General features: G+C 68.7%; 12 protein-coding genes and 1 riboswitch. Of the genes, 7 read left to right on the top strand and 5 right to left on the bottom strand.

Annotation, left to right across the window (positions count from 1 at the left end; all coding sequences use genetic code 11):
* Positions 1-9 precede the first annotated feature (9 nt).
* The gene (gene moeB / locus ACVWZ7_RS17070; protein WP_456508543.1) at positions 10-1,233 is read right to left on the bottom strand and encodes a molybdopterin-synthase adenylyltransferase MoeB; all 1,224 of its coding nucleotides are present in this window, start codon (positions 1,231-1,233) and stop codon (positions 10-12) included.
* An 81-nt stretch (positions 1,234-1,314) separates the two neighbouring features.
* Between moeB and ACVWZ7_RS17065 the strand changes: the two genes are divergently transcribed.
* From ACVWZ7_RS17065 to ACVWZ7_RS17050, 4 genes are all read left to right on the top strand, one after another.
* The gene (locus ACVWZ7_RS17065; protein ID WP_425547217.1) at positions 1,315-2,034 is read left to right on the top strand and encodes a TetR/AcrR family transcriptional regulator; all 720 of its coding nucleotides are present in this window, start codon (positions 1,315-1,317) and stop codon (positions 2,032-2,034) included.
* 61 nt (positions 2,035-2,095) lie between these two features.
* Positions 2,096-2,320, top strand: coding sequence for a DUF3107 domain-containing protein (locus ACVWZ7_RS17060; RefSeq protein WP_091249068.1), 225 nt, complete (start codon positions 2,096-2,098; stop codon positions 2,318-2,320).
* A gap of 58 nt (positions 2,321-2,378) precedes the next feature.
* Positions 2,379-2,681, top strand: coding sequence for a cytochrome c-type biogenesis protein (locus ACVWZ7_RS17055; protein ID WP_344367210.1), 303 nt, complete (start codon positions 2,379-2,381; stop codon positions 2,679-2,681).
* A gap of 321 nt (positions 2,682-3,002) precedes the next feature.
* Complete coding sequence (locus ACVWZ7_RS17050) at positions 3,003-4,949, top strand: DUF222 domain-containing protein (RefSeq protein ID WP_456508542.1); 1,947 nt, start codon at positions 3,003-3,005, stop codon at positions 4,947-4,949.
* Between the two features lie 289 nt (positions 4,950-5,238).
* Here ACVWZ7_RS17050 and ACVWZ7_RS17045 read toward each other — a convergent pair whose 3' ends face one another.
* From ACVWZ7_RS17045 to thiO, 3 genes are all read right to left on the bottom strand, one after another.
* Entirely contained in the window at positions 5,239-6,063 is an 825-nt protein-coding gene (locus ACVWZ7_RS17045; protein WP_116767348.1) for a thiazole synthase, read from the bottom strand.
* Positions 6,064-6,068: 5 nt separating this feature from the next.
* Positions 6,069-6,305 (bottom strand): sulfur carrier protein ThiS, encoded by a 237-nt coding sequence (gene thiS, locus ACVWZ7_RS17040; RefSeq protein WP_116767347.1) that lies wholly within the window; start codon positions 6,303-6,305, stop codon positions 6,069-6,071.
* A complete protein-coding gene (gene thiO, locus ACVWZ7_RS17035; RefSeq protein WP_456508541.1) occupies positions 6,302-7,663 on the bottom strand; it encodes a glycine oxidase ThiO in 1,362 nt (453 codons plus the stop codon). Before thiO ends, thiS begins: the two co-directional genes overlap by 4 nt.
* Positions 7,657-7,777: riboswitch (TPP riboswitch) on the bottom strand. It overlaps the preceding gene by 7 nt.
* A 26-nt stretch (positions 7,778-7,803) precedes the next feature.
* Here thiO and thiE point away from each other — a divergent pair.
* Positions 7,804-8,511 (top strand): thiamine phosphate synthase, encoded by a 708-nt coding sequence (gene thiE, locus ACVWZ7_RS17030; protein ID WP_456508540.1) that lies wholly within the window; start codon positions 7,804-7,806, stop codon positions 8,509-8,511.
* A gap of 36 nt (positions 8,512-8,547) precedes the next feature.
* Here the strand turns inward: thiE and ACVWZ7_RS17025 are convergent, their stop codons facing one another.
* Positions 8,548-9,219 carry a ferritin-like fold-containing protein gene (locus ACVWZ7_RS17025; protein WP_456508539.1) on the bottom strand — a complete coding sequence of 224 codons (672 nt, stop codon included), beginning with the start codon at positions 9,217-9,219 and terminating at the stop codon, positions 8,548-8,550.
* A 41-nt stretch (positions 9,220-9,260) separates the two neighbouring features.
* Between ACVWZ7_RS17025 and ACVWZ7_RS17020 the strand changes: the two genes are divergently transcribed.
* On the top strand, positions 9,261-10,757 hold the full coding sequence (locus ACVWZ7_RS17020) for an RNB domain-containing ribonuclease (protein ID WP_456508538.1): 1,497 nt from the start codon (positions 9,261-9,263) through the stop codon (positions 10,755-10,757).
* A 303-nt stretch (positions 10,758-11,060) separates the two neighbouring features.
* A complete protein-coding gene (locus ACVWZ7_RS17015; protein WP_456508537.1) occupies positions 11,061-12,827 on the top strand; it encodes a DEAD/DEAH box helicase in 1,767 nt (588 codons plus the stop codon).
* Positions 12,828-12,830: the final 3 nt, after the last annotated feature.

Genomic DNA, 12,830 nt, shown 5'->3' with positions numbered 1-12,830 from the left:
CCGGAAGCCTCAGTACACCGGTTTCCCGGGTTCCACGTCCCGCACCCAGGCGAGGATGCCGCCCTCGAGGTGGCTGACGCGCTCGTACCCGGCCGCGCGGGCCGCGGCCAGGACGGCCGCGGAACGTGTTCCGGCCTTGCAGTGGAAGACGATTTCCGCGTCCTGGGGCAGGTCCTGCCACGCTTCGCCGGCCAGGATGCGGCCCTGCGGTATCAGCACCGAGCCGTCGATGCGGACGATCTCGTACTCCCCGCTCTCCCGCACGTCCACTAGGTGGAAGTCCTTGAGGCCGGCTTTGCGCGAGGCCAGCATCGTGGCGAGCTGGGTCGCCGTCACGGTGTGTTCGGTGCCCGCATCCGCCGTGGGGGTGATCCCGCAGAACGCCTCGTAATCGGTAAGTTCCGTGATGCGCTCGGCTTCGGGGTCCCGGGCCACCTTGATCTCGCGCCAGGTGCCGCCCAGCGCGTCATAGAGCGCCAGCCTGCCTAGCAGGGACCGCCCGACGCCGGTGATCAGCTTGACGGCCTCGGTCACCATGAGCGCTCCGACGGCGGCGCACAGCATGCCGAACACTCCGCCTTCCCCACAGGACGGCACGGAGCCGGCCGGCGGCGCCTCCGGGTAGAGGTCCCGGTAGGTGGGCCCGTACTGTTCCCAGAAGACGCAGACCTGGCCGTCGAAGCGGAAGATCGACCCCCAGACGTAGGGCTTGCCGAGGATGGCGGCGGCATCGTTCACGAGGTATCGGGTGGCGAAGTTGTCAGCGCCGTCGAGGATGAGGTCGTAGCCGGCGAAGAGCTCCAGGGCGTTGGATGCGTCGAGGCGGACGTTGTGGAGCCGGACGTCCACTAGCGGGTTTAGGGCCGCGATGGCATCACGGGCGGACTCGATCTTGGGCCGGCCCACGTCCGCGACGCCGTGGATGATCTGCCGCTGGAGGTTGCTGAGGTCGACGTCGTCGTCATCGACGATGCCGAGGGTGCCGACCCCGGCGGCGGCGAGGTAGAGGAGGGCCGGAGAACCGAGGCCGCCGGCTCCAATCACCAGGACTTTCGCGTTCTTGAGCCGGCGCTGCCCGATTGCGCCGATTTCCGGAATGATCAGGTGCCGCGAGTAGCGTTCCACCTCGTCCGGGCTGAGATCGATTGCCGGGTCAACCAGCGGTCCAGGCTGCGTATCCAGCTGCGTCTGGAGGGTTGCGGGGGCGCCGGTGGCGGTGAACTTGGAAGCCATACTTCAATCTATGCCCGAAGATACCACCAGGTCATATTACCCGCGCGTAAAGTGTAGTTCAGTGCAATGTAGTTCAGTGCAATGCAGCTGAGTGTACTTGCGCGTTATTGGGTGAAGAGGGAAAGAAGGCCGACAGTGGTTCATCAGGCACCGGTGGAGCGGGACGAGACCGGCAAGCCGCCGGCCGGGCAGACGCGGAGCGGACAGCGCTCGGCACGTCTCCCCCGTGACGAACGCCGGGCGCAGTTGCTGGCGGCGGCGCAGGAAGTCTTCGTGGCGAACGGCTACCACGGTGCCGCCATGGATGAGATCGCCGAGACCGCCCACGTCAGCAAGCCTGTCCTGTACCAGCACTTCCCGTCCAAGCGGGACCTCTACCTGGCCCTGCTGGACAGCCATCTCAGCAAGCTGATCGATCTCCTGCTGGGCGCCCTGAATTCCACCAGCGACAACGACGAGCGCGTCCAGGCGGTCATGCGCGCCTACTTCCGATTCATCGCCAACGACGACCAGGCACACCGGCTCGTCTTCGAATCGGACCTGATCAACGATCCCGACGTCAGCGCACGTTTGGAAACGTTCAACAAGACTTTTGCCGACGCCGTCGCCCGCGTGATCGCGGAGGACACCAAGCTGCCGGAGCTCGAGGCCCAGCTCCTGGGCCGCGGACTCGCCGGAATGGCCCATGTGAGTGCCCGGTACTGGCTGGAAACCGACGGAAACCTGGACCTCGATGTGGCCAGCGACCTCATCTACCGTTTAGCTTGGCGCGGAATCTCCCGCTTCCCCAAAGAGACCTAGACTACAACTAGAGATTGACCTTAGACATTTATTCGACTTTGACTGGCTGGGAGGCCCCGCTGTGGAAGTAAAGATTGGTATTCAGAACATTGGCCGCGAAATTGTGCTCGAATCGGCTCAGGACGCCGACGCCGTCGCCAAGGTGGTGGGCGACGCGATCGCCAAGGGCAGCGAGCTGCGGCTGACGGACGACAAGGGCCGCCTCGTCATCGTCCCCGCCAATGTGCTGGGCTACGTGGAAATCGGCGCAGAAGAGGCCCGCCGCGTCGGTTTCGGCGCCCTCTAGCCCCCGTTCTTCACTGCGGTTTCCTTCACTGTCGTTTTCTTAGCCCGAGGGGTCCTGAATGCTTTCCCTGATTGTGGTCGCCATGGTCACCGTTGCTGTGGGCTTTGTGGTGTGGGCCAACGACAAGCGGCACACGAAGTACGGCATCAGTGTGCCGGCCGGAGTGGCCGCCTTCGTCGGCATGCTGAGCTGGATCATCTTCATGGCGGCCGGGTTCGGCTACCAGCCGGGCCTGACCTGGATTCCGTGGATCCTGCCGCTGATCCTCGGTGCCGCAGCCTCCATCGCGGCCGTGGTGTACCTCGGCAGGACCCGGGCCCGGCACGACACCGAGCGTCTCACCGCCATCCTGAAGCTTTAGCGGGTCCTGGCCGGCAGCCAGCAGGACGGGGCCCATTTTCTCGTCAGGGCCGGCCCTCGTCCGCCCTCGTTGGGCAGGCTCAGCCGGTTTACCTGCACATCCGTGACCACGCGCCCAGCAGGTTGCGTGGTCACGTTTCGTTGAGCACCGGCGGCTTCGGCAGGCCGCCCGCCTTGATGAAGTCCACTCTTGTCGTACGCGGAGTTACGTTGCCCGGCATCGTACCGCCGTTGCCTGCCGGGGCGGCAGCCGGATGCGGCGCCACGTCGGTGCGGAACCGGTTCGGTCTTTTTTGTCGGACCCCTCTGGGATCGTTGAGACATGAAAGCCGTTGGAGCGTTCATCCCGGAGCTGGCCCCGTGGGCCGGCCCGGTCACGTCCTCGCGGCTTTCCCGCCCGGCCGGCGAGGCCGGGGCGCCTGAAGCATCACACATCGGTGGCGCAGACCATGCCGGGAACGGTACTTTGGGCCGCGCCGCGAACGCTGCCGTGTACGGCGCTGCAGGCCATGGTGCCGGCGGCGCGGTGGAATCGGCGCTGGCGTTGCTGCGATCCTTGGGCCCGCCCGCTGCCGAGGCGGCCCGGTTCTCCCTGGTCGAAGCCGCGGACTTCGCCGGCCGCGTGGAGGAACTCTCCCGGACGGTCGAATACTTCCAACTCATCGCCGCCGCCGCGGTGGACCGGACCCGCAAACAAACAGCCTGGACCCGGCCGGCGCCGGCGGGCCGGGCCGCCGAGACCGCGCCGGCGGGCTGGCTCACCGGCTGGACACAAAACACCCCCGCCGGAACCGTCACCGGATCTGACGGCGAATCCGGGGTTGGGAGAGACGACGGCGCCGGGGCCGGATCTGAGGTGGGGACGAACGGCTGGACGGCATTTGACCGTAGCGGCGGACCGGCCGGCGTGTGCGCCGCGGCCGACGACGGCTACAAGAGCACCACCGAGTTCCTGCGGGCACGGCTGCGGATCAGCGCCCCCGAAGCCCGGCGCCGGCTCACCCAGGCCGCGGACCTGCTGCCCCGCCAGGGACTCACCGGAGCACCGGTGCCGGCCGTGCACGAGGAACTCGGCGCCGCCGTCGCCGCCGGGCAGATCGCGTCCCGGACCGCGACCATCATCACCACCGCACTGGACCGGGTCCGGCACCTGTGCCCGCCCGGGACCGCCGCCGCGATGGAACACGCCCTGACCCTGACCGCGATCGAGAACGACCCCGATTTCCTGACCCGGATCGCCCGGCGCTGGACCGACGCCCTGGACCAGGACGGCGCCGAACCTACCGAGGAAGCCCTCCGCCGGCTCCAGGGCGCCTTCATCCGCAAACCCCGGCACGGCCTGCACCACCTGGAAATCTTCGCCACCACCGACCAGTTCGAACACCTCATCACCGCCATGAACACCGCCACCAACCCCCGCACCAGCGCAGCAGCCGATCCCGGCCCGGACCCAACAGCCGACCCCGGCACCGGCGACGGCGCGGCCACCGACGCGGCGACGGACGGCGCCGCCAGGGCCGGCCGGGAAACCAACGCCGCGGTCACTGACGTGGCCGCGGCCGGCGGGATCCGTGACGGTAGCGGACACGCCGTCGGAGCGGCCGCCCGGTCTGACGCGGCCGTAAGCACCACGGCCGGTGCGGCCGACGTCCTGGACCGCCGCTCGCGGCCGCAACGACTGCTCGACGGCCTGGTCGGCGCCTGCGACGCCGCCCTCGCCGCCGGGGCCCTGCCCGCCGCCGGCGGACTCCGGCCCCAGGTCATGGCCACCATCGACTACCGGGACCTCCTCGGCCGCCTCGACCGCACCGGCACCCCCAACGACCCCACCGCCACGCCCGGCCCGGGCACGGGAACGCTGATGTTCACCGGACCCGTCACCGCCTCCACCATCCGGAAGATCGCCTGCGACGCCGACATCATCCCCGTCCTGCTCGGCGGAGAAGGCCGGATCCTGGACATCGGACGCACCGCACGGATCTTCCCGCCCCACATCCGCAAAGCCCTCACCGCCCGGGACCAGGGCGCCGCCTTCCCGCAATGCACCATCCCCGCACCCTGGTGCGAAGCCCACCACATCACCTACTGGTCCCGCGGCGGGTCCACAAGCACGGACAACGGCACCCTCCTGTGCTCCCACCACCACCATCTGATCCACAAGGAACAATGGACCATCCAGATGCGCAGCGGCATCCCCTGGTTCATCCCGCCACCCCATGTCGACCCCCGCCAAAAACCCCGACGCAACAAATACTTCCGCCCCGACTAGTAGTCGTTCTCTCATAGGTCGGTGTTCGCTGTTTGTCCCTGCGCGTTCCTGGCAACGGGGGCAGTATCCCGGCAGTTCGACGCAGACTCATCGGAGTTCCTCGCGGACGCCGTAGGGGCTATGGCTTCCCTCGCCGGCCACGGGCCTGCAAGGCGCATATCGGCGATGACAGGCGCCGATGGGCGATGCAAGGCTCCGCCTGGTGATGAGGATCTGTGATGAAGCGGTCCTGCTGGCGGAACCAGGTCAGACCTGCCAGCCTCACCGGCCTTTCAGAGGAACGCAGACGTTACAGGAACTCGGCCCGGCCTTCCATCGCCGAGGACGCCAGCGCGTGTTCGCGCCGCGGGATCCTGCCGGCCGCTTTCGCCAGCCTGCCGGCGATGACGGCGTGTTTGAAGGCCTCCCCCATGAGCGCGGGATTCTGGGCACGGGTCACGGCCGTGGCCAGCAGCACGGCGTCGCAGCCAAGTTCCATCGCCAGGGCCGCGTCCGAGGCCGTGCCGATTCCGGCATCGAGCACCACGGGCACGGACGCCCGCGAGACGATCAGCTCGATGTTGTGCGGGTTCAGGATGCCCAGGCCGGTCCCGATCGGGGCACCCAGCGGCATCACCGCCGTCGCCCCGAGGTTTTCGAGCCGCAGGGCCAGCACGGGGTCATCGTTGGTGTACGCGAAGACCTTGAAGCCGCGGGCCACCAGCTGCTCAGTTGCGTCCACGAGCTCGACCGCGTCCGGCAGCAGGGTGTGCTCGTCGGCAATGACTTCGAGCTTGACCCAGTCCGTCTCCAGGGCCTCGCGGGCCAGTTCGGCGGTGAGTACGGCGTCCTTGGCGGTGAAGCAACCGGCTGTGTTCGGCAGCACTCGGATGTTGTGGTCCACGAGCAGCTGGAACAGCGATCCCGTTTCCGCCGGTGAATAGCGGCGCATCGCCACGGTGGTCAATTCCGTCCCGGAAGCCAAAAGCGCCGCGCCCAGCCCGTCCAGGCTCGGCGCACCGCCGGTGCCCATGATAAGCCGGGATCCGAGCGTCACGCCGTCCACCACGAACGGATCGGCGAGGGCCCCGGCAGCCGGCCGGGCCGGCGATCCTGCAAGAGTCGTTTCGTTCATGCTGGTCATCCTCCCTGGACTGCCGTAACAAGTTCGACGTCGTCGCCGTCGGCGAGCGCGGTGGCGTGCCACTGGCTGCGGGGCACCACTTCAGCGTTGCGGGCCACCGCGACACCGAGCTTCTGCCCGTCGGCAGCCCGGCCGTCGGGGCCGATGCTCCGGCCCGTGAGCTGGCTGACGAGTGTGCTGACGGAGGCGCCGTCGGCGACGCTCTGCTCCGTTCCGTTCAGTCTGATGTTCATGCTGCTTCCTTGTTGGGGCTGTCCCCGGACGCATCCGGGGTGCGGGAGAAACGGTCGGGGCGGAACCCGGCCCAGCGCGGGTCCGGCATACCGTCCATGAGCTGACGACAGACGACGGCGGCTGCCGGGGTCAGCAGGACGCCGTGCCGGAAGAATCCCGTGGCGATGATGAGGCCCGGGACGTCCCCGCCTTCCGGGCGCGAGACGCGCCCCAGCATCGGGGCGTTGTCCGGTGTGCCGGGGCGGGCGCGCGCCGTGGCTTCGAGTAGTTCCAGCTCGGCTACAGCGGGCACCAGCTGCTGAGCGTCTCGGAGCAGCTGGTAGACGCCGCCGGCGGAAACAGCGTGCGGATCCGACGGGCCGTCTTCGCGTTGGGTGGCGCCGATCACCACAGTGCCGTCCTGCCGCGGGACGATATACACCGGCACCCCGCGCACCATGCCACGCACGGTGGCCGTAAGCAGTGGTTGCAGGTGCGCGGGCACGCGGAGCCGAAGGATGTCGCCGTAGACCGGCCGCAGCGGGAGTTTCAGTCCAGCGGGCAGCCCGTCAAGGTCGGGGGCGCCGAGCCCGTTGGCGACCACGGTTTCCGCGGCCCGCACGGAACCGCCGCCCGCGAGCCGGACACCGGCGACGCGTCCGTCCTCCCACAGCAGCCCCGCCGCGCGCCGACGGACGAATCTGCAGCGGCCCTCCGCGTCGAGCAGCCTGGTGAGCCGGGCAATCAGCATGCGGGGGTCCACCTGGTGGTCGGCCGGGATATCGAATGCGCACGAGATACCGGGGCTGAGCAAAGGTTCCCGGCTGCGTGCCTCGCGCACGGTCAGGGGCTCCACGGTGAGGCCGGAGTCCTGCTGGACTTCCCTCAGGTCCGCGAGCGCGCGCCGGTCCGCCGCATCGGCACCGACGGCGAGGGTCGGCGTCGTCAGGTAGCCGGTACTGGACCCTGCCCGGGATCCCGGGCCGCTGGCGGCACTGGCATCGGCGTCGATCCCGGCACCGGCATCGATCCCGGCCACGAAGTCGGGCCACAGCCGGGAGGACTCGAGCATCAGTTCCAGGAGCTGTTCTTCCTGATAGTGCAGTTCGCTGACGGGGGCCAGCATTCCGGCGGCGGCCCAGCTGGCCCCGCTGCCGGGCGCGTCATCGATCAACACCACGGACCGGCCCGCACGGCTGGCCTCGAACGCGATGCCGTGGCCGATCACCCCGCCGCCGATCACCGCAACGTCAACAGCGACGTCCTGTGCGGATGTGTCCTGTGCGGTGAGGTCCTCTGCGGAACCCGGGCCCGTGTCACAAACCCGGTAGGCGGCGTCATCTGCGGCTTCGGCTTCACGGCTGGTTCTTGTGCCCATAAAAAATTCCTTCCCTACGCCGGTACTAGCCGGATCAGGTCAAGCGGTCGGCTCTGACGCCCTCTCAGCCGTGCAGCGATGACGTGGCCGCTGCGGGCTCCCGCGGTATGCGCCCAGTTTAGAGGAACTAGGCTGGTGTCATGAGCCAGGACTCCCTCCACACCACCGCCCGCCTCTACTTGTGCACCGACGCCCGGCAGGACCGCGGCGACTTCGAGGACTTTGTGGACGCCGCATTCGCCGGCGGGGTGGACATCATCCAGCTGCGCGACAAGTCGCTTGAGGCGGCCGAGGAACTGGAGCTCCTGGAGGTCCTGCACGCCGCAGCGCAGCGGCACGGACGGCTCTGGGCCGTCAATGACCGGGCGGACATCGCCTCTTTGTCCGGGGCTCCGGTGTTCCATATCGGGCAGAAGGATATTTCGCTCGACGCCGCCCGCGGCCTCCTCGGCAAGAAAACCATAGTCGGATTGTCCACCCACAGCCCGGAGCAGGTGGACGCCGCCATTGCGTCCTCCCCCGGCCGCAAGGGACTCGACTACTTCTGCGTGGGACCCGTGTGGGCCACTCCCACCAAGCCTGGACGCGCCGCCGTCGGCCTCGACCTGGTGCGTTACGCCGCCGAGGCGACCGGCCGGGCGGATGGGGAGGGAGCCGGCACGGTCGACGGCCGGGTCGAAAGCTTGTTGCCGTGGTTTGCGATCGGCGGCATCGACCTCGGCAATGTTGAGCAGGTAGTCGACGCCGGTGCCCGCCGGATCGTCGTGGTCCGGGCAATCACCGACGCCGATGATCCGGCCCACGCAGCCGGCGCACTGCTGGCGGCGCTGGATGCCGCCGATTCCTGAACAGGTTCCGTTCGGGTTTCCGCCCCGGCGGCGGAGCTACCCCGCCAGTCCCAGCGCGGCCATCCGGCGCGAGTGGTTTGTGGCGAGTTCGGCCGTCAGAGCCCTGACCAGTTCCCTGGCGCCGGCGTCGTCCAGGCCTGAGAGCCCGCCGAGGAAGGCGTGTTCGAGACTGACCCGCTGGGCTTGGGTCAGTGCCTCGCCCAGCAGGCGCCTGGCCCACAGCGCCAGGCGCGACGCCAGCCGGGGGTCATCGGCCAGGGCCGCCTTGAGCCGCTCCTGCAGCACGGCCGTGGCCTCCTCGGCGGACTGGATCTGCTCGATCAGTTCCCGGGTCGCGGTGTCGACGTGCCTGGCGACGGCACGGTAGAAGTCCGCGGAGACGGTGTCGATCACGTAGGCCTTCATGAGGGATTCGTACCAGTCCGCCGGGCGTGTGCGCTCATGGAAGTGGTCCACGGACGGCTGGAACGGCAGCATGGCGGCCTCCGTGTCCAGGCCCATGGCCTCGAGCCGGGCCCGGACGAGTTCGTAGTGCTGGAACTCGACTACCGCGATCCTGCCCAGCACCGCACGGTCATGCAGCGTGGGTGAATAGCGGGCGTCCGAGGACAGCCGTTCGAAGGCCGAAAGCTCCCCGTACGCCATGACTCCCAGCAGATCCGTGAGGAAGCTGTTGTAGCGGGCAGGATCGTCCGGGATTGGGCTCATAATCCAAGACTAATAGCGGAAATCGGGCTAACCTGATTTTCGTGTCCCATCATCGCCTGACCCCGAGTATCCACGAGCAGCAGAACCAGCTTGCCGGGGCTCTCAAGGCGTTGCGCACCACGCTGGAACTGCCCGGTCCGTTCCCCGAGGACGTGCTGCGCGACGCGCAGGCGGCGGTGGCCGAGCACAAGCTGCCGGACCTGGACTTCACCCATGTCGAGTTCGTGACGATCGATCCGGCGTCCTCCACCGACCTCGACCAGGCGCTGTATATCGAGCGCAACGGCGAGGGCTACAACGTGCTTTACGCCATCGCCGATGTCCCGTCCTTCGTCGCGCCGGGCGGGGCGCTCGACGCCGAGACCCGCCGCCGCGGCCAGACCTTCTACACCCCGGACGGGCGGATCCCGCTGCATCCGGAGGTCATCAGCGAGGCTGCCGGTAGCCTGCTCGCCGGGCAGCTGTGCGCGGCATTCGTCTGGGAGTTCGAACTCGACGCCGCGGCGGAGGTGACCTCGGTGCTGGTGCGCCGGGCCCAGGTCCGCAGCCGCGCGAAGCTCAGCTACAAGGGTGTCCAGGCCGAGCTCGACGCCGGCACCGCAACGCCCCTGCTGCAGCTGCTGAAGGAGGTGGGCACCAAGCGCGTGGAGCTGGAACGCCTCCGCGGCGGCGCGAGCCTGAACATGCCGGAACAGGAGATCCAACAACTGCCCGACGGCGGCTACCGGATCGTGGCGGCCCCGCCGCTTCCGGTGGAGGACTGGAACGCCCAGATTTCCCTCATGACCGGGATGGCGGCGGCCGGGCTGATGCTCCAGGGCAAGGTCGGCATCCTGCGCACCATGCCAGCCCCGGACGAGGCGTCGCTGCGGCACTTCCACCGCCAGACTCACGCTCTCGGCAAGCCCTGGGACGGCGAAACGCCCTACGGCGAGTACCTGCGGACCCTCGACCCCACGGATCCCCGCCAGCTGGCCATCGTGCACTCGGCCGGCATGCTCTTCCGCGGGGCCGGCTACACGCCCTTCGACGGCACAGTGCCGCAGGCCGCCGTGCAGTCCGCCATCGGCGCGGCCTACGCCCACTCCACCGCGCCGCTGCGGCGGCTGATCGACCGTTTCGTGCTGGTGATCTGCGAGGCCTTGAGCAACGGCACCGAGGTTCCGTCCTGGGCCCGGGAAGCCCTGCCGTCCCTCCCGGCCATCATGGCCACCTCGGACCAGCTGGCCGCACGACTGGAGCGGCTCGCACTGGACACCGTGGAAGCAGCGCTGCTCGTCAACCACGTCGGCCAGGAGTTCGACGCCGTCGTGATCTCCGGCTCCAGACCGGCAAAGAGCGCCAGCGGCAGCGGCACCAACGGGAACGGCGGCAAGTCCAACGGTAACGGGAACGGCCCGTCCGGAATCGTGCAGATCGCCGAGCCCGCGGTGACCGCAAGGTGCCCCGGCGAGCTCGAACCGGGCACCCAGGTCCGGGTCCGGGTGGTGTCCTCGGACATCGCCACACGCGAAATCCGGCTGGAGCTGGTCGGCTGACGGACCGCCGCCGGGCCCCCTCTGCGGCGCGATCGCGCCTCCAGTCGAGGATCCGGGTCTCGTACAGCTAGACTGGAGAGGTAGATATGGATGCCCGGTCGTTGATTTCCATGATTTTCGAATTCAACAAGCCCGCCCCTACGCGATCTTGAGATACACCCGCTGGTCCCCAGTGCCAGCATTTAGATAGCCCGCGATCGGCTTCCACTGGAATTGCTTGCGCGCCTGAGCGTGCTCCGGAACGGCCACGGCCGGCCCCGTTGAGCAAGCAGCGCAGCCCAAAATGAATAAGGAAACTCACCTGTGAGTGAATTGCACACGCACCAGCTTCTGACCGATGAGTCGGGCACGGAGACCATCGAGCCCGAAGAAACCATCATTTCGGACGAAAAGCCGCACGAGATTGCCGAAAAGACGTTCGCCGATTACAACGTCCGCGCGGACATCGTGGAGTCCTTGGCCGACGCCGGCATCACCCACCCCTTCCCGATCCAGGCAATGACGCTGCCGGTCGCCCTGGCCGGACACGACATCATCGGCCAGGCCAAGACCGGCACGGGCAAGACCCTCGGCTTCGGCATCCCGGCGCTGCAGCGCGTCGTTGGCCGCGACGACGCCGGCTTCGACAAGCTGGCCGTGCCCGGCGCCCCGCAGGCCCTCGTGATCGTGCCCACCCGCGAACTCGCCGTCCAGGTAGCCAAGGACCTCGAGAACGCGGCCAAGAAGCGCAACGCCCGTATCGCCACCATCTACGGCGGCCGCGCCTACGAGCCGCAGGTCGATGCCCTGCAGAACGGCGTCGAGATCGTCGTCGGCACCCCCGGCCGCCTGATCGACCTCTACAAGCAGAAGCACCTGAGCCTGAAGAACGTCAGGATCGTCATCCTCGACGAGGCCGACGAAATGCTGGACCTCGGATTCTTGCCGGACGTCGAAACCCTGATCGCCGGTACCCCCGCGGTCCGCCAGACGCTCCTGTTCTCGGCCACGATGCCCGGCCCGGTCATCGCCATGGCCCGCCGCTACATGACCCAGCCGACCCACATCCGCGCCGCGGACCCGGACGACGAAGGCCTGACCAAGCGCGACATCCGCCAGCTGATCTACCGCGCCCACAGCATGGACAAGGTCGAAGTTGTTGCCCGGATCCTGCAGGCCCGCGGACGCGGCCGCACCATCATCTTCACCAAGACCAAGCGCACCGCTGCCAAGGTGGCCGAGGAACTCGTGGACCGCGGTTTCGCGGCTGCCGCGATCCACGGCGACCTCGGCCAGGGCGCCCGCGAACAGGCGCTGCGCGCCTTCCGTAACAACAAGGTGGACGTCCTCGTTGCCACCGACGTCGCCGCCCGCGGCATCGACGTCGACGACGTCACGCACGTGATCAACTACCAGTGCGTCGAGGACGAGAAGATCTACCTGCACCGCGTCGGCCGCACCGGCCGCGCCGGCAACAAGGGCACCGCTGTGACCTTTGTCGACTGGGATGACATGCCGCGCTGGGGGCTCATCAACAAGGCCCTGGGCCTGAACTTCCCCGAGCCCGTGGAAACCTACTCCTCCTCGCCGCACCTGTTCGAGGAACTCGACATCCCCGAGGGCACCAAGGGCCGCCTGCCCCGCGACAAGCGCGTGCTGGCCGGCGTCGACGCGGAGGTTCTCGAGGACCTCGGCGAGACCGGCAAGAAGAACACCCGCAGCAGCGCAAAGGACAGCGGAAGGGACGGCACCCGTGAGGGCAGCCGCACCGGCGCCCGCGAAGGTAACCGCACCGCCAGCCGTGACGGCGCCCGCGAAGGCAGCCGCACCGGCAGCCGGGACACCCGCCGCAGCGGCGCCGAGGCAGGCGGACGCTCCGGCGACCGCCGTCGTCGTCCCGCCGACGCCGAAGCCGCTACCGTTTCCACTGCCGGCGGGCAGGGCCCCGAGGCTGCTGCCGGCGCCGCGCCGGCGAAGGCCCCGACCGAGGTGGACCGTGCAACCCGTGCGCGTCGCCGCACCCGTACGCGCCGCCGCAACGGTGAAGTCGTGGCCGGCGGCGACGCACAGCCGAGCGGCGCCGAGGCCTAATCC

The sequence above is a fragment of the Arthrobacter sp. TE12232 genome (assembly GCF_054062615.1).
Note: the sequence above shows the minus strand (reverse complement) of the source record. Positions and strands in the feature narration are given on the sequence as shown.